This window comes from Lentzea sp. NPDC051838, from assembly GCF_040681245.1.
Classification (GTDB): Bacteria; Actinomycetota; Actinomycetes; order Mycobacteriales; family Pseudonocardiaceae; genus Lentzea.
On the sequence record NZ_JBFAYI010000037.1, the window covers coordinates 18,755 to 40,427 of the forward strand.

A 21,673-nucleotide genomic window follows, 5' to 3' on the forward strand; every position below is an offset into this window, starting at 1 on the left:
GCTGGGCCGAACGGCGGATGTGCGCCGTTCTCGCGGTGGCAGGGTGGATCTCACTGGGGATCAACTCTCGGGGGAGATGTCACCGCACATGGATCTGTCGCGCCGCGAACTGCTCACGCGCACCGGCCAGGCCGCCGCTGTCGCCACCGCCGCGTCCACGCTCACCATCGGTCAGGCTCAGGCTTCTGGGCATGCCGCCGAGTCCGGTGTTCGCCTGACGCAGGGCACCAACATCTCGGTTTCGCGTTCCGCGGACGGGAAATGGCTCGCGTTCGACCTCGTCACCGCGATCTGGGTGCTGCCGGCGGCGGGTGGGGTGGCGCGGAAGCTGACCGACGAGCTGCAGGACGCCACGCTGCCGTCGTTCGGGCCGGGCAACCAGATCGCGTTCCAGTCCTATCGGGACGGCAACTACCACCTCTACGTCGTCGGGCTCGACGGTTCCGGTTCGCGGCAGCTCACTTCGGGCAAGTACGACCACCGTGAGCCCGCGTTCTCGCCGGACGGCAAGAAGATCGCGTTCGTCAGCGACCGCGCGGGCAGCTACGGCGTGCACGTGCTGGACGTGGCTTCCGGGGCGATCACGCAGCTGACCGGTGCTCCTGACGAAGCCGCCGCGCCGCAGTGGTCGCGTGACGGCAAGAGGATCATCTTCGTCACGGGCAACGCGACCGTGGACGTCGTGACGTTGGACGGCCAGCGTTCGCGGCTCGTCACCGCGCCTGCGGGTTTCCAGCTGTTCGGTGCCGCGTTCGGTCCTGGCGACCAGCCCAGCTACACGCAGATGCGCCCCGGTCAGGCCGATCTGATGCTGGGCACGAACGTCGTGGTGAGCGGTCAGGACGTGTTCGGGTTCGCGCCCGTGTGGGACGGGGACCGCGTTCTCTACACCGCCGACGGTCACATTCGCTGGCACGCCAACGGGTCTGTCGTCGACGTCCCGTTCGAGGCGACGGTTCCGGTGCGCACTGTTCGACTGCACCGCGGCAAGAACCTCGTCGCCGGCCCGGTCAAGGGCATCGCTGGTCCGGTGGTGTCGCGGGACGGTACGAAGATCGCGTTCCGGGCGTTGAACTCGTTGTACCTGGTGAGTGCCGGCAAGACCACGAAGCTCACGGACGGCAAGTACTTCGACTCCGACCCGGATTTCTCGCCCGACGGTACCCGGTTGATCTACGCCAGCGACCGCAGCGGCGTGGCTCAGCTCTGGGTTCGTGACCTGGCTTCCGGTGAGGACAAGCTCTTCGCCCCCGCGCCAGGCGCCCAGACCACCCCGCGTTTCTCGCCTGACGGCACCAAGGTCGCGTACGTCGACCAGGACGGCCAGGTCTGGATCACCGACGCCACCGGCCGTCGCCAGATCACGCCGACCCTCTTCCAACCGGGCCGTCCGACGTGGTCCGCCGACGGCACGGTCGTCGCTCTGGCCGCCGTGAAGCCGTTCTCGCGCCGGTTCCGCGAGGGCACCAGCCAGATCCTGTCCGTGGACCTGGCATCCGGCGAGCTCAAGTACACCGAGCCCATGCCGTTCCGCTCCATCGCCACGCGAGGCGACGACGGCCCGGTCTGGTCACCCGACGGCAAGCACATCGCGTTCGTGGTGGAGAGCGTCGCGTGGGTGGTCTCGGTCGACTTGAAGGGGAACTTCACCGGTGAACCGCGCCAGGTCACCCGCGAGGTCACCGACTCGCTCGCCTGGCACGGCAACGAAGCCTTGGTGCACCTGAACAACGGCAGGCTCCGGAAGTCCACTCTGGACGGCAGGACGTCGACGATCCGCGTGCACCTGAACTGGGCCAAGCTCAAGGCCCCCGAACGCCAGGTCGTCCACGTCGGGGCGTACTGGGACGGCGAGGCGCAGGACCTGCGTTCCAACGTCGACATCGTCGTGGAGAACGGCTGTGTCAAGGAAGTCCGCCCGCACCAGGGCCCCGCTCAGAGCACGCTGACCGCCATTCCCGGCCTGATCGACGCCCACAACCACTGGCACCTGCGCGGCCGCCAGTGGGGCGCCCGCCAGGGAAACGTGTGGCTGGCCTACGGCATCACCACCGTCCGCTCACCTGGCGACCCGGTCTACCAAATGGTCGAGACCCGTGAAGCGCTCGCGGCGGGAACCCTGACCGGGCCACGCTTCTACGCCACCGGTGAGGCCATCGACGGTTCCCGCGTCTACTACAACTTCATGCGCCCGACGCTCTCCCGCGCCCAGCTCGACCTGGAACTGCGCCGCGCCCACGAGCTCGCGTACGACATGATCAAAACCTACGTCCGCCTGCCCGTGGAACTGCAACGCGCCGCCGTCCAACGGTCACGCGTCCCGTTGTCCTCGCACTACCTCTACCCGGCCGCGAACCTCGGCATGGACGGCATGGAACACGTCGGCGCCACCAACCGCCTCGGCTACTCCCACACCGTCACCCGCCAGGGCAAGGCCTACCAGGACGTCGTGTCGTTGTTCGTGCGGTCGGGCATGTCGATGACCCCGACCCTCTTCCACAACCGCGCCCTGTTCGCCGAGGACAAGTCGCTCGCCACCGACGAACGCACCCGAATCCTGTTCCCGCCGTGGGAGTACGAGCGCTACCTCGCCGACGCCAACAGCGGAGGCGCGGCCTCGTCAGCCGCCATCCTGCGCAACTGGGTCGAGTTCGCCCTGGCCGTGCACCGAGGCGGCGGCCTGGTCATCTGCGGCACCGACGCACCGCTGGACGCTCCGGCCACCGCCACCCACATGAACCTGCGCGCGATGGTGAAATTCGGCTTCACCCCGCGCGAAGCGTTGATCACCGCCACGCGCAACCCGGCCCGCTGGCTCGGCCTGCCGCTGGGCGCGATCAAGCCGGGCGCGCCCGCGGACATCACGTTCGTCGAGGGCAACCCGCTCGCGGACATCAAGGCGGCGGCCAACGTTCGTCAGGTCATGGTCGGCGGGCGGCTCCACCAGGTCGCGGATCTGCTGAAGCCGTACCAGAACGCGGGTCTCCTGGCCACGACGAACGCGTTGGAGCCGTTGCCGTCGGCGGAGAACAAGCACTGGTGGCACGAACCGGAGTGGGCGGAGCACGTCTGCTGCGCCCACTGACTGGCAAGCGGGGGCCGCAGTTAGCTCGGTCGGTCCGTGTTAGGTGCCCGGTCGGGCCGCTGACGGCAAATCGTAGCGGCCCGCAAACCGGACATCACGAACCTCGGCCTGGAAAGATGGTGGCCCCTGCTTGAGCTCCGACTGCGCGCGATCGCAGCGACGGCATGGGTGGATTGTGCTGGCGCTCGCTCGATGAACAGGCTGCTGTGGCTGGGCCGGTGCCGGTCAACGTGTTCTCCACGTGATCACCGCGAGCGGGGCGATTCAGATTTCCATGTGGAATCGCATAAAAGTCTTCACGGCAACGCGTTGCACCACTTCGTGCCTCGCTGATCGTAGTGTGACGAAGTGCAACCACACAGGCCGCAACCGCGTCGATATCTGGGTGTCGTCGTGTCGAGCACCTTCGAAGATCTCAAGGAACATCGTGCCGCTCTCATACGAGCGATTGAGGGCCAGCACCTGCACCCAGTGGCGATGGAGCAGGATTCGGCGTTGCCCGCCGGCTCGGTCGTCGACGCTTCGTTGACCAAGGTGCGTGACGCGGCCGCGTATGTGGGAGTGATCAGTCACCGGTACGGCCAGGTGCCGGAGTGCGTCGAGAACCCGGACCGGCTGTCACTCACCGAGCTGGAATTCCGGGAAGCACGAAGGCTGGGCTTGCCGATTCTCGTCTTCATCATGGGGCCGGCCCATCCACTGGTTGCGGGCGACGTGGAGGTTGACTCCGACAAACGAAGCAAGCTGGACGCCTTCCGCGAAGAAGTGAAGCGTGCGTCAGCGGGCGGCACCGTGCATCGTGTGTACCGCGTGTTCGACACCCTCGCCGATTTCGCGACTGCTGCGATGCAGTCCATCGGTGAGCTGCGCTGGCACCTCCTGCTGGCGCCTGCGCCGGAGATCGACGAAGGCATCCCTGCGCCGCCCGAGCTGTATGCACACCCGAGCTACATCGGCACTCACACGTTCGTTGGAAGGCGCGCCCAGCTCGCGACCATGAACGACTGGGCGGACGCTGCAGACCAGCACCCAGTCTTGGTCTTCGAGTCGATCGGTGGAAACGGCAAGAGCATGCTCTCGTGGGAATGGGTCATGCGCCATGCCCCGACTGTTCGCGGTGATTGGGCTGGCCGGTTCTGGTACTCGTTCTACGAGAAGGGCGCGGTGATGGACGACTTTTGCCGCCGCGCACTCGCCTACACAACGATGCGCCCGGTCGCTGAGCTGGCGACGAAAGGGTCTGCCGAGGTCGCTGAGCTTCTCGTGGGGCAGTTAAAGCGCCGCCCGTGGCTCATCGTGCTCGACGGCCTCGAACGGGTTCTGGCCGCCTACAGGCGATTCGACGCGTCCCAGTTGCTCGACGAACACGCGGGTGACTTGAACGACATCACCGACGGCGATCCCTGTGCTGCTATTCGTCTTGAAGACGACGAGCTCCTCCGCCAGCTCGCGGGAGCGAATCCCTCCAAGATCCTCATTACCTCTCGCCTGGTGCCGTCGGTCTTGCTCAACACGTCGAACCAGCCCATCCCGGGCATACTGCACGAGAGGCTGCCTGGACTTCGCGCGGCAGATGCCGAAGCTCTGCTGCGCAGTTGCAACATCACTGGCGATTCAGCGGCCATCCGCGCCTATCTGAAGCGCCATTGCGACTGTCATCCACTGGTGACCGGGATCCTCGCTGGTCTCATCAGCGAGTACCTGCCCGCACGGGGTGACTTCGACGCATGGGCTGCCGACCCGCACCATGGAGGACAGCTCAACCTCGCGGAGCTCGACCTCGTCCAGAAGCGCAACCACATTCTGCGATCAGCATTGGCTGCACTGCCCGAACCGAGCTGGCGACTGCTCAACAGCGTCGCACTGCTTTCTGAGACCGTCGACTACGAGACCCTCAGGGCGTTCAACCCGCATCTGGCTGTGGGGCCTTCTGTCCCGGGCGTTGATCAAGCCGCCGCGCTGCGCAAACTGACCGCCACGGTCCACGATCTTGAGCACCGCGGGTTGTTGCAGTACGACCGGCGAACGCAGCTCTACGACATCCATCCGGTGGTTCGCGGTGTCACTACTGGTGGTCTGCTCAAGGAGGACGTGCACCACATAGGACAACGGATGGTCGATTACTTCACTGCGCAGTGGGAGAACCCACATGCCGAACCGGAGAGTCTCGAAGACATGCGCCACGGGACGGCACTTGTACGGACGCTCGTGGGCCTGCACCGGATGCGCGAGGCCAGCGTCCGATACACCGAACTGGGCAGGTCGCTCGTGCACAAGTTCGAGGCGTTTCCGACGGTGTTGTCACTCCTGCAGCCGTTCTTCTTCGCCAGTTGGACTGCGCCGCATCCTGATCTCAACGCCGAGCAAACCGCATCGCTCGCCACCGACGCCGCATGTGCCTTAATGAGAGTGGGTGAGCACGAGCGCGCTGTAGTGCTTCACGGTCTCGCGTTGACCAAGAATCTCGACAGCGGCCGCGCGGTGCGTGCTGTGGTCAATCTGGCCAATGCTGCAACGACACTCGACGGACTGAATCGGCTGGCTCGAGCCGACCGGGTGTTGAGCCTCGCGTTGGAGCTCGCTGAGCTGTATCCGAACGGCAGGGCATTGTTCGTCGCGCGCCTCTCCATGTTCGAGCGCCTGGTCGACTCGGGGCTGGAGGACGAGGCTGAGAAGATCTGGGCATCACTGGACTTCTGGCACAGCTGGGACTACTCGGCGCGACGCAGCGGTCAAGCCGAGATCGTGAATGCGTACTTCAAGCTGCGGACCGGGCGCCTCTCGCTTAGCGAGGTGGCATCGATCGAACGGCACGCACGAGCGACGAACAGCATTGTCCTTCAACGGAAGGTCCACAGGCTCAGAGGAAACCTCTACGTCCAGCTGGACGAGTGGGGCAGGGCCATCGATGAGTTGGCTGCGGCGATGCGCATGGCTCATGCTGCTGACATCCATGATGCCGACACGGATGCCAAACTTGTGCTAGCCCGGCTCCACATCGGACAGTCAGCAGGAGCGGCCGCAGAAGCCGAACGCCTCGCTGCCGGAATGCGGCCCGCACACGCGTCGCTTGCTCTGGTGTGGCAGGTGCTCGGCAACACCGAGAGGGCGCAGGAGCAAGCAGAACTGGCATATCGAAGAGCTTGGGCCGATGGTGAGCCTCATGTCAGGCGATACGACCTGAGGGAAGCAGCCTTGTTGTTGCACGATCTCGCAGTGGCCCAGCCGAACCTCCTTCCTTACGACCCAGCAGTCGATCCTCCGCTGCCGTGGGAAGCGAAAGTCAGGACTGCGATCAACAACCAGCGCAGCATCAAGGGAATGGACTAGCCGGTCCAGCATCGCGGTCGGTGGGCCATCGATCGTCGCGCGCTGACCTGGCCGGCAAGGCTTGACCTCCGCATGCACACGTCGGCTCCTCTCCTTCCCACGTGGACTCTGTCCGTCGACGTGGGAACGAAGGTCTCAGCCATCCTCGCTCTCATGACGGACACCGCCTATCCTTCGCCGCCAGGGCGCAGACAAGGACGTACCGCCTAACGCAACTGCTCATCACGCATTCTCGGTCGTGCTGTTGCGGAGCGGGTCAGCTGGTGTAGCCGATGCTCGCGTACTCGAACTCGCCGGTGCCCTTCGCCCCGAGGTTCGCGATGGTCGACCGCACCGCCACCGCGCCGGGCTGGTGGTAGAGCGGCAGCTGGTGCGCGATCTTCCACAGCTCCTCGTCGATCCGGTTGGCGAGGGCGGCGCGTTTGTCGTCGTCCAGCTCGGCGGTGGCCTCGTCGAACAGCTTGTTGATCGTGTCGCTGCCGATGTGGCCGTAGTTGCCGCTCGTGTTGGCGGGATCGAGGTAGAACGCGGGCTTGGCCTGGATGATCGGGAACGGGTTGACGGGCCAGCGGAAGCCGGTGACGTCGAAGTTGCCGGTGAAGACCCACTTGGTCAGGAACTCGGTCGAGGGGACGGAGGTGATGTCGACCTTGACGCCGACGGCCTTCAGCTGCGACTGCACCAGTTTCGCGACCTGCTCGTTGGGGGCGCTGGGGGTGGGGATGACGTAGCGCAGGACGAGCTGCTTGCCGTCCTTGGCGCGGTACTCGCCGTCGAGCTTCCAGCCGAGCGAGTCCATTGTGGACCGGGCGAAGTCCTGGCTGAACGGGATCGTGTGGTCCTGATAGTTCTTGGTGCCGGGCAGGAACAGGCGGTTGCCGACGGGGGACGGCGTGCCGTTCGTGATGCCGCCGACCAGCGCGCGCGTGATGATGGCCGGGTCGATGCCGCGCATGATCGCGGTGCGCAGCGAAGGATCGGCGAGGATCGAGGACGGGGCGCCGTTGAACGTGAGGTGGTTGTAGTCCGGTGCGGCGGCGTCGCGGAGCACCACGCCCGGGATGCTCTTGGCGCGCTGGAACAGGTCGATGCTGGCGCCGACCTCGTAGAAGTCGATGGCGCCGTTGGCCAGGGCGTCGGCCTGCGCCGGGCGTTCGACCACACGGAAGGTGATCTTGTCGAGCTTCGCGCGTGGGCCCCACCAGGTGTCGTCGCGCACGACGGTGACGATCTTGCCGGTGCGGTCGATCGAGCCGATCTTGAACGGGCCGGCGGTCACCGAGGGGCCGTCAGCCCACGACTTCGCGAAAGCCGAGGCAGACGCGTTCAACTCCTTGGGCAGCAACGGGTTGAAGAGCGCCCGCCACTCGGCGAACCGGCGCGCGAACGTCACCTTCACCGTGCGGTCGTCGTCGCCGCGCGAGACCGTCGAGATGTCCTCGTAGCCGGTGGTCGTGGAGACCTCGTAGCCCTCGGCCTTGCCGGACAGGGCTTTCGCCTGCGCCGCGAAGTCCTCCCAGGACAACGCCCTGCCGTCACTCCACTTGGCCTTCGGGTTCAGCCGGTACGTGACGACGAGCGGGTCGCGGGACGTGACCTCGGCGCTCTCCACGTAGTCCGGGTTCGCGAGGACGGACCCGTCGGGCTTCTGCCGCGCGGTCTGCGGCATCAGCGCCGCGAAGATGCGGTAGTTGTTCCCGGTGGCGCCGTCGGTGCTGAAGTAGTTCCAGTTGGCCGGGATCTCGTCGACCGGCCACCGCAGCTCGCCGCCGTCCTTGAGCTGCGAGGGATCGACGCGGTTCACGTCTTCTCCCGCGCGCGGCTTCGGCTGGGCACCGTTGGGTTGCGGTACCGCGCAGGCGCTCAGGACCAGGGTGGCGGCGACGGCCGTCGCCAGCGTGCGTCGAATCGTCATGATGCGCTCTCCGTCGTGGGTTCAGCACGACCCTGGCGCAACGAAGAACCTTTCGGACATCGTTTTGGCGATCTTGACGACTCAGTTGCCCGCCGCGAGAGTGTCGAGCCACTGCAGCATCAACGCGGTCTCGGCGTCGGACAGCGCGGTGCGGCGGGTGCGCAGGAGAGCGGCCAGTTGCACCGAAGTCGTGAGCAGGCTGGTGTCCGTGTCCGGCACGGGCTCCAGGATGAGCAACCGGTTGTGCACGGCGTCGCGCACCTGGGTCGAGAGGCCGGGGTCGGCGTAGGTCTCCGGCTGAGTCACGATGCTCAGCGCCACGCCGACGTTCGCCGACATGATGACCTTGGCGGCGGTCTCCGGATCGGTGCGCAGGCGGCCGGCTTCGGCGCAACGTTCGAGCACGAGACGTAGGAGCAGCAACGCTTCCTTCGCGGCGTCGGGCACGGCGTCGAAGCTCGGCGAGTACATCATCCGGTACACCGAGGGGTGCGCCTTGGCGAACGCGACGTGCGTGTCCCAGCCGTCGCGCAGGTCCTTGACCGGGTCGGCGGAGGGCTGTGCCTCGCGCTTGGTCGCGAGGTAGCGGTCGAAGCCGTAGTCGACGACGGCGCTGAGCAGGCCGTTCTTGTCCCCGAAGAGGCGGTAGAGCACGGGCGCGCCGACACCGGCCGCCGCGCAGACGGCTCTGGTGGAGATGTCGCGGTCCGGCGAGCTGTCGAGCAGCTCCTCCGCCGCCTCCAAGATGCGCGTTCGCGTGTCCATGACGGTGAGTATAACGCCGCTAACAACATGGGGTAGCACTGATAACCGATCGGTGTTATCGTCGATACTGAGAGTTGTTAGCAACGTTACGGAGGAACCCGATGAGCACCGCAACAGTCACTCAGGCCCCGATTCGCCTCACGGTCGCCGCCGCCGGTATCGCCGCTGTCGCCTCACTCGTGGTCACGCTGGCAGGCCTGCCGGTGTGGGCGCTGTTCGTGGGGTGGGTCGCCTGGCTGCTCCGCCCGGCCTCGGTGGCGCAGGGTCTGCGGTCGATGGCTTGTGCGGCAGCGGGTCTGCTGCTCGCGATCGCCGCGCAGGCCTCCATCGGTCTGCTCGCACCGGTTGTCGGGCCGCTCGCGATCGCTTTGACAGTCTTCGCGGTCGGCGTGATCGTCGTCGGCCTGCGCACTCACGACGTGTTCGGCAACCCGTCGGCCTGGTTCCTCGGGCTCGTCTCGTCGTTCGCGCTGCACGCCGACAACGCGGTGGACGGGCTTGTCACGTTGGTGCCCGCGATGGCCGTCGGCGCGGTCGCGGGCTTCGTCGGGCAGCGCGTAAATCATCTGCGGATCATCGGCGGTTCGTGACACGATCGTGCGATGACGGAATTCGCGACCCCTGAACAAATCGCTCAACGCACCAGCGCGGCCAGAGACGCCGCTGTGGCAGCGGGTCGCGACCTCGGGCTCGACATCACCGAGGGCAAGGTGCTCTACGAACTGTTCTCAGTTGTGGTGCACCTTGCCCCTTCGCCCGTGGTGGCCCGCGTCCCGACCGTTCTGCCGCACACCACGACGCCGGAGGACCTGGCCCGGCGGCAGCAGCAGGAACTCGATGTGGCGCAATGGTTGTACGACCAGGGCACGCCGGTGATCCCGCCCAGCCCGCTCGTGCCGCGCGAACCGGTGCAGCGCGACGGTTTCTCCATCACGTTCTGGCCGTTCACCGAGGAGGACAAGTCCGCCGCGCCGGACTACGTCAAGAACTCCGAGCTGTCGGCGGATCTGCACAAGGCTCTGCGCGACTATCCCGGCGAGCTGAGCTTTCTCTCCTCCGCGGAACCGAGGTTCGTCCGCGAAGGACTCGATCTCCTCGAAGGTCAACCCGACATCGTCGATCCTGTCGATCTTGCGCGCGCCAAGCAGGAATGGGAGGTCCTGGAGCCGCTCGTCAGCGACGAAACCCTGTTCCAGAAGGCATTTCCCGGAGTCGATCTGCAGCCTATCCACGGCGACTCGCCGCCCGCGAACATCTTCGTCGGAGTGGACGGGCCGTTGTTCTCGGACTTCGAGCTGATCACCAAGGGTCCTGTCGAGTGGGACCTGGGCGGGCTCGGGCCGGAGCTCGAAGCCGCCTACGACCGCGGTGCCACCAAGAACGGCCTGCGCACGCTCGACAAGGACGTCCTGCGGTTCGTGAACGCGGTTGGCGCGATTCGGGTGATCGCGTACCTGTCGTGCGCGCACCAGTTGCCGGCCATGGTCGAGTTCATGAAGCCGTTCATCAACCAGTGGCGGGACACCGACGTGTACGCGTGATGAGACGCACGACGGGGGAGTGCTGGACACCCGAGCCGGGCTGAAGTTAGGTTAGGCTAACTTCAATTCGGAGGTGGGTGCTGAACGCCACGCTGTCGCGAGCACTGCACACCCAGGCAGTGCTCACGCCCGATGCCACCGCCGTCGTGTTCGGGGGCGACCGGCTGACCTACGCCGAGCTCGACGCGCGCGCCAACGGCGTCGCGCACCACCTGATCGAGCTCGGCGTGCTGCCGGGGTCCCTGGTCGGGTTGTGCCTGCCGCGCGGGCTCGATCTCGTTGTCGCGCTGGTAGGTGTGCTCAAATGCGGCGCCGCCTACCTGCCGATGGACCCCGCTTATCCGGCCGACCGGATCGCGTTCATGGTGGGCGACGCCGCGCCTGAGGTCGTGCTCGACGCGGTGCCCGCGGTGATCGCGGACCAGGTGGATCTCAGTCACGCGCAGGGTGTCGCGTACGTGATCTACACGTCCGGCTCGACCGGCAGGCCGAAGGGCGTGCGGGTCACCCACGCGAACGTCATGGCGCTGATGGACGCCGCGTTGCCGCTCTTCGACTTCACGCCGTACGACGTGTGGACGTTGTTCCACTCCACGGCTTTCGACTTCTCCGTCTGGGAGATCTGGGGCGCGCTGCTCACCGGTGGCCGGGTGGTCGTGGTGCCCAAGGAGATCGCGTGGTCGCCGGAGTCCTTTGTGGAGCTTCTGCGGGCTGAGCAGGTCACCGTGCTGTCCCAGACGCCTTCCTCGTTCTACCAGGTCATGAACGCCGACTCCGGTGGTCTCGCGGTCCGCACTGTCGTGTTCGGCGGGGAAGCGCTGGACGTGTCACGGCTCGGGCCGTGGCGTTCGCGTTATCCGGACTCGGATCTCGTGAACATGTACGGCATCACCGAGACCACCGTGCACGTGACCTTCTTGCGGCTGGGCCAGGACGTGGCCGAGGGCAGTCCGATCGGCGACGCGCTGCCGAGCCTGGAGCTGCACCTGCTCGACTCGCGGCTGCGGCCGGTGCCGGACGGCGAGACGGGCGAGCTCTACGTCGGCGGTACGCAGCTCGCGCTCGGCTATCTCGGCCAACCGGGGCTGACGGCGTCGCGGTTCGTGGCCGCGCCCGGTGGTCTGCGCTGGTATCGCACCGGGGATCTGGCTGTGCGAACCGGGGGAGAGCTGCACTTCGCCGGGCGGTCGGACGACCAGGTCAAGATTCGCGGGTTCCGGGTCGAGCTGGGTGAGGTCACCGCCGCGCTGCTGGAGTGCCCCGGTGTCACCGACGGCGCGGTCGTCGTGCGTGACGGGCAGCTGCTCGCTTATGTGAGTGGCACGCCAGAACGAGTGCGGGAGCACATGTCTGCTGCGTTGCCCGCGCACATGGTGCCGGCCCGTGTGGTGGTGCTCGACCGGCTTCCGTTGACAGCAAACGGAAAGCTCGACCGCGCCGCGTTGCCTTCGCCGGACTCCGGCAGCCGTCGTCAGGAACTGCTCCGCCGCAAACTGGCAGAAGCGAGAGGTTGATGAACACGCAGGACCTTCGGCAGACGATCGCGGACCTGGTCGAGGAAGAACCCGGCTCGATCGCACCCGGCACGAACCTCTTCGAGCTGGGCCTCGAGTCGATCGCGTTGATGAGGCTGGTCAACGAGTGGCGACGGGCAGGCGTCGACGTCAGCTTCGCGGTGCTCGCGGCGGATCCGACGCTGGGTGCGTGGGAGAGCCTGGTGACAGGTGCCACGGCTGCGGACTCCGTGGCAGAGCTGGAGAACATCGACGAGAGCGCCGCGTTCCCGTTGGGCACCATGCAGTACGCCTACTGGATCGGGCGAGAGGACGGCCAGCGACTCGGTGGGGTCGCCGCGCACCTCTACACGGAGTTCGACGGTGCCGGCGTCGATCCTTCCCGGCTGCGCGAGGCGTTCGCTCGGCTGGTCGCACGCCACGACATGCTGCGTGCCCGGCTGACCGACAACGGTGCCCAGGTCGTGCTGCCCCAGTCGCCGTGGCCGGGTCTCGTCGTGCACCACTCGCCGGATCTCGACGCGATTCGCGAACGGCTGTCGCACCAACGCCTGGACATCGAGGCGGGGCAGGTGTTCTCGGCCGAGCTGAGCCTGCTCGCCGACGGTCGTACGCGGCTGCACCTCGACATCGACATGGTCGCGGCGGACGCGGTGAGCTATCGGATCCTGTTGTCCGAGCTGGCGCGGTTCTACCTCGACCCGGACTGCTCGTTGGCCCCCGTCGGGTACAGCTACCAGCGTTATCGTCTCGCGAAGTCCGCCGCCCGGCCGGAATCCGTGCGGTACTGGCAGGATCGCCTCGCCACGCTGCCGGGGGCTCCGGTGCTGCCTAATGGACCTGGTGGTGCGCCTCGGGTCGCGCGCAGGCACTTCACGATCAGCGCTGACGATCGAGCGTCGCTCGTCGCTGCGGCACAACAGCGTGGCCTCACCCCGGCGATGGTCGTCGCGACCGCGTTCGCGTCGGTGATCGGCCGCTGGAGCGCGACGCCGCACTTCCTGCTCAACGTGCCGCTGTTCGACCGCGAGCCGCTGCACCCCGCGGTCGGCGAGGTGGTCGGTGACTTCAGCAGCTCGGTGATGCTGGAGGTGGACCTGCGCACTCCGGCCACGTTCGCCGAACGGGCTCGGGCCGTGCAGAAGCAGATGCACACCGATGCCGCGCACGCCGACCACTCCGGTGTCGACGTGCTGCGCGACCTCACCCGCCGAACCGGGGCGCAGGTGTTCGCGCCGGTGGTGTTCACGAGTGCGTTGGGGTTGGGGGAGTTGTTCGACCCGGCCGTGGAGCGGGCGTTCGGCAGTCCTGTGTGGATCGTGTCGCAGGGGCCGCAGGTGTTGCTGGACGCGCAGATCACCGAGGTGTCCGGCGGCATCCTGGTCAACTGGGACACGCGCGAGGAGCAGTTCCCCGCCGGCGTGCTGGACGAGATGTTCGCGGCGTTCGAGCAGCAGATCCAGGCGTTGACCGGGGATGCCGCGTGGGACGAGGTGTCTGAGCTGCACGGCGAGGCTGTTGCTGGTGCCGGTCAGGTCGCGGTTCGCGAGCACGTCGCCCCGCGCACGGACCTGGAGAAGGTCGTCGCGCTGGTGTGGGCGGACGTGCTGGACGTGGCCGAGGTCGGGGTGACCGACGAGTTCTTCGCGCTGGGCGGCGACTCCGTCATCGCGACGGCGCTGATCACGCGGCTGCGCGAGTCGCTGGACACTTCCGAGATCTCCGTGCGGATGTTGTTCGCGGCACCCACTGTCGCCGGTCTCGCGGAGAAGATGCTGACGGCGGAGGAGGAACCGGGCAGGCTCGCCCAGGTCGCCGAGATCTACCTGGAGATCGAGGCGATGGCCGACGAGGACGTCGTGGCCGCGCTGGGGGACACCGATGGAGGACGGTGACGGTGCGGCGAGCTGGCCGCCGGAGCTCGTGAGTCGGTACCGCGAAGCCGGGATCTGGCGTGACGACACCCTCAGCGGCCTGCTGCGAGTGTGGGCCGAGCGCAGCGGAGACGCGATCGCGGTCGTGTGCGGGAGCGAGCGGATCAGCTACGCCGAGCTGGACCGGCGGGCGTCGGAGCTGGCCAGTGGTCTGCTCGCGCGAGGCTTGCAGCCCGGTGACCGGGTCGTCGTGCAGCTGCCGAACAGCGCGACGTTCGTGATCGTCCTCTTCGGACTGTTGCGCGCGGGCATCATCCCGGTGCTGGCGTTGCCCGCTCATCGGCGTACCGAGATCGAGCACTTCGTCACGCACGCGGAGGCGGTCGCGTACTTCATCGCCGACCAGGACAGCGGGTTCGACTACCGCACGCTGGCCGCGGACATCCCTGCCGTGGATCACGTGTTCGTGGCGGGCGAGCCCGGCCCGTACACAGCTCTTTCGGATGTTTCGGCTCCCGTCGGCTCGTTGCCGTCGATCGAGCCCGGTGACGTCGCCGTGCTGCTGATCTCCGGCGGTACCACGGGAAAGCCGAAGCTGATCCCGCGCACCCACCGCGACTACGCGTACAACGCCCGTGCGAGCGCTGAGGTCTGCGCGCTTTCGGCCGACGACGTGTACTTGGTCGTGCTGCCCGCCGCGCACAACTTCCCGCTCGCCTGCCCCGGCCTGCTCGGCACGCTGGGAGTCGGCGGCCGGGTGGTCATGGCACCCGCACCCGCGCCGGACGTGACGTTCGACCTGATCGAACGCGAGCGCGTCACCGTGACCGCTCTGGTGCCGCCGTTGGTGCGGCTGTGGATCGACACCGTCTCGTGGGATCGGCGCGACCTGTCGTCGTTGCGGCTCCTGCAGGTCGGCGGCGCGAAGCTGGACCCGTCGCTGGCTTCGTCGGTGGCGCCGACGCTCGGTACGGCGCTGCAACAGGTGTTCGGCATGGCGGAGGGGCTGCTCAACTACACGCGGCTCGACGATCCGGACGACCTCGTCACCACGACGCAGGGACGACCGCTGTCCTCGTTCGACGAGGTGCGCGTGGTCGACCGCGATGGCGTCGATGTGCCAGACGGCTCGGTCGGCGAGCTGTGGACGCGCGGCCCGTACACGTTGCGCGGCTACTACCGCGTGCCCGAGTACAACGCGACCGCCTTCACCGCCGACGGCTTCTACCGCACGGGCGACCTGGTGCGGCGACTTGCTTCCGGGCACTTGATCGTCGAGGGCAGGGTCAAGGACGTGATCAACCGCGGCGGCGAGAACGTCTCCGCGGGTGAACTCGAAGAACACCTCCTGGCCCACCCGTCCGTCGCCCAGGCGGCCGTGGTCGGCGTGCCGGACACGACTTTGGGCGAGATCGTGTGCGCTGTCGTCGTGCTCGCTCCGGATGCCGCTTTGAAGCTCAAGGAGCTCAAGGCTTTCCTGGCCGCGCGAGGCCTGGCGCGCTTCAAGCTGCCCGACCGTCTCGCGATCTTGCCCACCTTCCCGGTGACGGCGGTGGGCAAGATCGACAAGAAGGCCGTGCTAGCCCAGCTCTGACACCAGCGTCCGCATGATCTCCGCCGCCCGGCCGTGGGACACCACGTCCGGGCGGTGCGCGATCCGCAGTTCGAGTTTCGCTCCGGGATAGGCGAACAGCCCGACCGGGTAGTGCAGCGCGTCGTCCCACTCGGCGTCGAGCAACCCGGTGTCGGCACCGGCGAAGTTCTCGTACACCACCACCGTGTCGAACAACTCCCGCTCGATCCGGCCGTGGTGGAACGCCGGGAACGTGACGTCTTCTCCTCGTGCCCGCACCGGCACCGTGTTGATCAGCAGCCCGACGATCCGCTCCACCCCGGGCACCTCCGGCGAACGCCCCGACACGGTCACGCCGAACATCACGTCGTCCTGCCCGGTCAAGGCTTGCAGCACACGAGCCCACGCGGCCAGCAGCTCATCGCTGGTCGCCATCGGCGCCTCACCCCAGAGATCCACCGACCGTTCGCGCGCGGTGGTGTGTGCGATCTTGGTCGGCTTCGCGTCGGCGAGCAGTTCGTCCCACTCCGTCGAGTGCTGCTGCCCGAGCCACACCAGGTGTTCGCGGAACGGCACGACGTCTTGCAGCGGCTTCCCCTCGTACAGCGCGAGCAGATCGCCGAGCACGACCGGCACCGACCACCCGTCGAGCAACACCCGGTGCGAGTCGATCGTCAACCGCTCGCCGTCGATGCCGAACCGCAGCAGGTCCGACTGCTGATCGCCGACCACGGCCACGCCGTCGGTGAAGTTGGTGCGCAGGGCGGGATGCCGGCGCACGACCTCCTTCAGCGCGGTTGTCATCCTTGCCGCGTCCAGGTCCGGAATCCGGAACGAGGCGCTGGTGGTGAACGACTCGGGATCGGTCTTGGCCCAGACCAGCATGTCCGCCTGCAACGGCGTCAACGGATACACCTCGCCGAGCGCGGTGATCTCGCTGAGTGCCCTGGTGAAGCCGCTGATCAGGTCGGACGCGTCGATCGCGCACGCCCAGTGGGCTACGAGTTCGTCGCCTTCGGCCACCACAGTGAGTTCGACGGCGTGTTTCATGGGCGTTCTGGTGTCCACAAGGGACAGATCCGGCACGAGCTCCCAGTCGGCGCCTGAGGTGTCGAAGCGGCCGAGGAAGTTGAACCCGATCTGTCCGCCCGGGGAGGCTGTCGCGGGCAATGGTGCGAACGCCGTGGCGAGGTCGTCGGACTCGGCGATGACCGGGGTGAGGGAGGTGAACCAGCCGACGGTCCGGGACAGGTCGAGGGCGCCGGCTCGGCCGTGGCCTTCGACGTCGATCACGGTGCCGGGACGCCATCGCGCCACCGCCCGCACCAGCGCTGCGCGTAGGACCTCGGAGGAGGCCTGCGGATGCCTGGTGATGAGGTGGTGGGCTTGGCCGACTGTGCCGAGGTTTGCCGGCAGGAGGTCGCGGGAGGCCTGCGGATGCCGGGTGGTGAGGTGGTGGGCTTGGCCGACTGTGCCGAGGTCTGCCGGCAGGACGTCCGGACGCCGGGTGGTGATCTGGTCGGCTTCGCCCGAGGTCCTGAGGGCCGCCACCGGCCGTTGCCCCTGCCCAGCAGCCCAGCGCCGGAACGACACCGGCACCAGGTCGAGTCGCTCCCCGGCTACCGCTGCCCGCAGGTCCCCGATGATGATCCGCCAAGACACCCCGTCGACCACCAGATGATGCGCGACCAGCAGCAACCGATCGCCGGCGAGAGTCGCCGCGACCATCACGCCTCCAGCCGGATCGAGCCTGTCGACCGCATCCCTCACCGAAGCCGCGGTGATCTCACCGGCGACCACCACCTCGGGAACCGACACCTCGGCCGGGACAACCAGCCGATCTCCGGTCCAGCGCGCCCGCAACATGTCGTGAAGTGCTAGCACCTTCAGCAGTCCAGCAGCCACGGTCGAAGCTGCCGGCGAAGGCACCCGCACCACCACCGCTTGGGTGGAGTAGGAGATGTCGCCCAGCCACCGCATGATCGGCGTCAGCGGCACCTCGCCTGTGCCGTCCTCGTGCACCAGAACCAGCGAAGCAGTCAGGGCGAGGCGTTCGACCGTCCGGCGTTCGAAGACGTCTTTGGGCGTGAACGAGAAACCGGCCCGCCGCGCCCTGCTGACGAGCTGGATGGCGAGGATGCTGTCGCCGCCGAGGTCGAAGAAGCTGTCGTCGACACCGACCGACGGAAGGCCGAGCACGTCGGCCATCACCCCGGCCAAAGCCAGTTCCTCGTTGGTCTGAGGCTGCCGGGACGACGTCTGCACGACCGGGGCGGGCAGGGCCTTGCGGTTGAGCTTGCCGTTCGGCATGAGTGGCAACTCGGACAACGCCACCACAGCACTGGGCACCATGTGTTCGGGCAGTTCGGCAGCGAGCCGGTCGCGCACCGAGGCCAGGTCCACCTGTCCCACCACATAGCCGACCAGCCGTCGCACGCCGGGAGCGTCCTCGCGAACCGCCACCGCGCAACGCATTCCGGTGACTCGGGCCAGCGCTGCCTCGACCTCGCCCGGCTCGACGCGGAAGCCGCGGATCTTGACCTGGTCGTCGGCCCGGCCGAGGAACTCCAGCTCGCCGTCCGGACGCCAGCGCACCAGGTCGCCGGTGCGGTAGGCGCGCGAACCCGGCGGGCCGAAGCGGTCGGCCACGAAACGGGACGCCGTCAGGCCGGGACGATTCAAATATCCTCGCGCGAGCCCGGCGCCTGAGATGTAGAGCTCGCCGGGTACACCGGGTGGTACTGGTTGCAGTGCGGTGTCCAGCACGGCGATTCGTGAGCCCTGGACGGGGTGGCCGACCGCCGGGCCGCCGGGGCCGACGCGGGCGACCAGCGAGTCCACTGTGCACTCGGTGGGGCCGTAGAGGTTGAAGGCGGCCGAACCCTGGAGCCGTTGCCACAGAGCGGGTGTCACCGCCTCGCCGCCGAAGCCGAGCACCGAGGGCGGCGATGGCAGCCACCGCAAGGTCTCCTCCAGCAGGCTCGGGGTGAGCTCGATGAAGTCGATTCGGGAAGCGGTGATCTGCGCGGCGAGGCGTTGGGGGTCGGAGTAGGTGTCGTGGTCGAAGACGTGGATCGCGTGGCCGTCCAGCAGCCACAGTTGGGGTTGCCAGGAGGCGTCGAACGAGAACGACCAGGCGTGCCCGACCCGGCCGCGTCCGGGCAGGTTCGCGTACAACTCCGCGCGGTGGCTGTGGAAGAGGTTGACCAGGCCGCCGTGCAGCGCGAGAACGCCCTTGGGACGGCCGGTGGAGCCCGAGGTGTAGATGACGAACGCGGGGTGTTCGGGGGACACCACGACGTCCAGGTTGGTGCCGGGCAAATCCAGCGTGGGCAACGACTCCAGCACGACCACGGGTGCTGCGTCGCGAAGAACGTAGTCCCTATGTGCCAAGGGATAGCGCGGATCCAGTGGCAGGTAGGCGCCACCGGCTTTGAGCACGCCCAGCACGCCGACCAGGAAGTCGACCGAGCGAGGCAAGGAAAGCCCGACGATCCGTTCCGGGCCGACGCCCAGCGAGACGAGGTGGCGGGCGAGCTGATTGGCGCGGAAGTTCAGTTCGGCGAACGTCAGACAACCATCTGAGTCCACCACCGCAGGGTGCGACGCGGAAAGCAGAACCTGCTTCTCGAACAACGACACCACGGTGTCCGGAGAAACAGGTCCAGTGCGGTCCAGGAACCGCGGCTCGCCGTCGAGCAGGAGGTCGAACTCGTCGACCCGGCGGTCGGGCGAAGTGACCGCCTGCACGAACATCTGCTCCAGCCGGGCCAGCAGCCGCCGCACGGTCTCGGCGCGGAACAGTGCGGTTCGGTAGGTGGCCTGCAGGTGCAGCTGACCGTCTTTCAGCAATGCGTCGAAGGAGAGGTCGGTCTGCGAGGTGCCGTTGTGGAACTTCTCCCAGGAGACGTCGACGCCCGGCAGCGTCGGGCCCTCCATGTCCTGCGCCAGGAAGATGACGGTCACGTCGAACAACGGTGTACGGCCGAGCCTGCGGTCCACCTTCAGCTCGTCGAGCAGCAGGTCGAACGGCACGTCGGCGTTGGCGTACGCGCCCGCGCAGGTCTGCCGGATCCGGCCGAGCAACTCGAGGAACGTCGGACGGCCGCTCAGGTCCACCCGCAGCGGCACGGTGTTGCCCAGGTTGCCGATCAACGACGAAAGGCCCGGCTCTTCGCGGTTCTGCGTGACCGTGCCGATGGTGATGTCGTCGGCCTGGGCATACCGGCCCAGCAGCACGGCGATTCCGGCCACCAGCACCATGAACGGCGTCGCGTGCTCGGCCGCGGCCAGGTCGGTGAGCCGCGAAGTCAGCGCGGGGGAGAGCGAGCGGACGAGCCAGCCGCCGTCCTCGGTGACCTCGCCGGTGCGGTCGAAGTCGGTCGGGATCTCGACGGGCTCGGGCAACGGCGTGAGCACGCGACGCCAGTAGTCCAACTGCGCCTGGTCCAGCGAAGACGTCCAGCGCTGGCGGTGCCACGCGGCGAAGTCCGCGTACTGCAAGGGCAACGGCGGCAGCGCGCGACCGGCGTACAGGGCCCCGAGCTCGCGGGAGAAGATGCCGAACGCAGGCCCGTCCCAGGTGATGTGCTGACCGACCATCACCAGCGCGAACGAACCCGGCAGCCTCACCAGCACCAGCCGCAACGGACTGCGGGAGGCGAGGTCGAACGGCGCCCGCCCGGCGTCGAACGCGATGTCCCGCAACGACTCCTCGGTACCGTCCACTTCGGACCAGGACGGCGGCAACGACTCCAGCACGACCTGCTGCGGCACACCGGCCGAGTCGACCGGGTAGACCGTGCGCAACACTTCGTGCCGATCGGCGAGCATCTCGAACGCGCGCCTCAAGGCAGTGACTGAGAGGTCGCCGGTGAGCCGCCACAGCACGCACACGTTGTAGGCGGAGGCGGCGGGATCGACCTGGTGGAAGAACCACATCCGCTCCTGCGCGTGGGACAGGGGCAGCGGGCCGGGCGGCCGCGCGGGGATCGCACCCCGCACAGCCACCACACCGCGGGCGGCGAGCTTGCGCCGCAACAGTTCCTGACGACGGGTCTCGACGCTGGTCACTCAGGCGCCGATCGTCTTGAGGGTCGGCTTGAGCTCGTCGAGCAACCAGCCGACGCCTGCCGCGTTCGGTGCCTGCAGCAGCTGTGCGACGGAGATCTTCGTGGCCTGGTAACGACCTTCCTTCACGACCTTGAGCTCGCGTGTGACCGGGTTGGTCCTGAACGTCTCCTGGTCCTGGCCGCCCGCGAACGTCATGAACAGCACGTCGGCGCTGTCCAGCCGAGCCGCCTGCTCGTAGCTGATGCCGATGGTGCCGGGCGCGAGCTGGTCGCTGGCCTGCACCGACGCGAACTCGTCAGGAACCTTGAGCCCCAACGAGTTCATGAACTTCGTCGACAGGTTGTCCTTGCCGACGACCAACGGCAGCACGGTGCCGCGCGCCTGTCCGAAGAGGTAAGACTTGCCCGCGAGTTTCGGCAGCTCCTTCTTGACGGCCTCGACCTTGGCGTGGGCGTCCTCGACGAGCTTCGCGGCTTCGTCCGAACGGCCGAGCGCCTTGCCGATCTGCGCGGTCTCCTCCTCCATGGTGGAGCCGTAGAGCGACTTCGCGTACGCGACCGTCGGCGCGATCTGGTTCAGCTTGTCGACCTTGGCCTGGTCCAGCTGGTTGCTCGTGACGGCGAGGATCAGATCGGGGTTGTAGGAGGCGATCTTCTCCAGGTTGAGGTTCGCCGCGTCGAGCCCGAGCACGTCCTCGCCGTACTTCGTCGCGATGTAGGGAAGGTTCGGGTCGGCCGGGTCGAAGTAGCGGACGGCGCCGACGACGGGAGCGCCGAGAGCGGACGCGACGGCGAGGTCGTTCCAGCCGAGCACCACCACCCTCTCGGGCCTCTTGTCGATCTTGGCCTCACCGAAGGCGTGCTTGATCGTGACCGGGAACACCACCGCCGATTGAGACGCGGAAGACGAGTCCGAAGTAGACGGCGCGGCACTCGAACCGCACGCCGAAGCAGCTGTGACCAGCGCGAACACGGCCACCACTGCACCAGTGCGACGGCTAAAT

General features: G+C 67.5%; 11 protein-coding genes. 7 read left to right on the forward strand and 4 right to left on the reverse strand.

Translation table 11 applies throughout. The features are described 5' to 3' along the window. Window positions 1-88: 88 nt before the first annotated feature. Both AB0M24_RS42020 and AB0M24_RS42025 read left to right on the forward strand, forming a co-directional pair. The gene (locus AB0M24_RS42020; protein ID WP_363779702.1) at window positions 89-3,085 is read left to right on the forward strand and encodes an amidohydrolase family protein; all 2,997 of its coding nucleotides are present in this window, start codon (window positions 89-91) and stop codon (window positions 3,083-3,085) included. Between the two features lie 393 nt (window positions 3,086-3,478). Continuing rightward, on the forward strand, window positions 3,479-6,415 hold the full coding sequence (locus tag AB0M24_RS42025) for a DUF4062 domain-containing protein (RefSeq protein WP_363779704.1): 2,937 nt from the start codon (window positions 3,479-3,481) through the stop codon (window positions 6,413-6,415). 256 nt (window positions 6,416-6,671) lie between these two features. On the opposite strand, the gene AB0M24_RS42030 is transcribed toward AB0M24_RS42025, so the two are convergent. Both AB0M24_RS42030 and AB0M24_RS42035 read right to left on the reverse strand, forming a co-directional pair. Next, a complete protein-coding gene (locus AB0M24_RS42030; RefSeq protein WP_363779706.1) occupies window positions 6,672-8,330 on the reverse strand; it encodes an ABC transporter family substrate-binding protein in 1,659 nt (552 codons plus the stop codon). 81 nt (window positions 8,331-8,411) lie between these two features. Next, complete coding sequence (locus tag AB0M24_RS42035; RefSeq protein ID WP_363779708.1) at window positions 8,412-9,095, reverse strand: TetR/AcrR family transcriptional regulator; 684 nt, start codon at window positions 9,093-9,095, stop codon at window positions 8,412-8,414. 101 nt (window positions 9,096-9,196) lie between these two features. On the opposite strand from AB0M24_RS42035, the gene AB0M24_RS42040 reads away from it, so the two are divergent. From AB0M24_RS42040 to AB0M24_RS42060, 5 genes are all read left to right on the forward strand, one after another. After that, window positions 9,197-9,685 (forward strand): DUF1097 domain-containing protein, encoded by a 489-nt coding sequence (locus AB0M24_RS42040; protein WP_363779710.1) that lies wholly within the window; start codon window positions 9,197-9,199, stop codon window positions 9,683-9,685. Between the two features lie 12 nt (window positions 9,686-9,697). Continuing rightward, window positions 9,698-10,636: a phosphotransferase gene (locus AB0M24_RS42045; protein WP_363779712.1), complete on the forward strand. Its 939-nt coding sequence runs from the start codon at window positions 9,698-9,700 to the stop codon at window positions 10,634-10,636. A 77-nt stretch (window positions 10,637-10,713) separates the two neighbouring features. After that, window positions 10,714-12,150, forward strand: a complete 1,437-nt coding sequence (locus AB0M24_RS42050) for an AMP-binding protein (RefSeq protein ID WP_363779714.1) — start codon at window positions 10,714-10,716, stop codon at window positions 12,148-12,150. Next, window positions 12,150-14,045 carry a condensation domain-containing protein gene (locus tag AB0M24_RS42055; protein WP_363779716.1) on the forward strand — a complete coding sequence of 632 codons (1,896 nt, stop codon included), beginning with the start codon at window positions 12,150-12,152 and terminating at the stop codon, window positions 14,043-14,045. Before AB0M24_RS42050 ends, AB0M24_RS42055 begins: the two co-directional genes overlap by 1 nt. Then, complete coding sequence (locus AB0M24_RS42060) at window positions 14,032-15,618, forward strand: AMP-binding protein (RefSeq protein WP_363779718.1); 1,587 nt, start codon at window positions 14,032-14,034, stop codon at window positions 15,616-15,618. Before AB0M24_RS42055 ends, AB0M24_RS42060 begins: the two co-directional genes overlap by 14 nt. On the opposite strand, the gene AB0M24_RS42065 is transcribed toward AB0M24_RS42060, so the two are convergent. Together AB0M24_RS42065 and AB0M24_RS42070 are read right to left on the reverse strand one after the other, a co-directional pair. Then, on the reverse strand, window positions 15,604-20,670 hold the full coding sequence (locus AB0M24_RS42065; protein ID WP_363779720.1) for an amino acid adenylation domain-containing protein: 5,067 nt from the start codon (window positions 20,668-20,670) through the stop codon (window positions 15,604-15,606). The two genes, AB0M24_RS42060 and AB0M24_RS42065, sit on opposite strands and share 15 nt — an antisense overlap. Continuing rightward, window positions 20,671-21,648, reverse strand: a complete 978-nt coding sequence (locus tag AB0M24_RS42070; RefSeq protein ID WP_363779722.1) for an ABC transporter substrate-binding protein — start codon at window positions 21,646-21,648, stop codon at window positions 20,671-20,673. It lies immediately after the preceding gene. Window positions 21,649-21,673 lie beyond the last annotated feature (25 nt).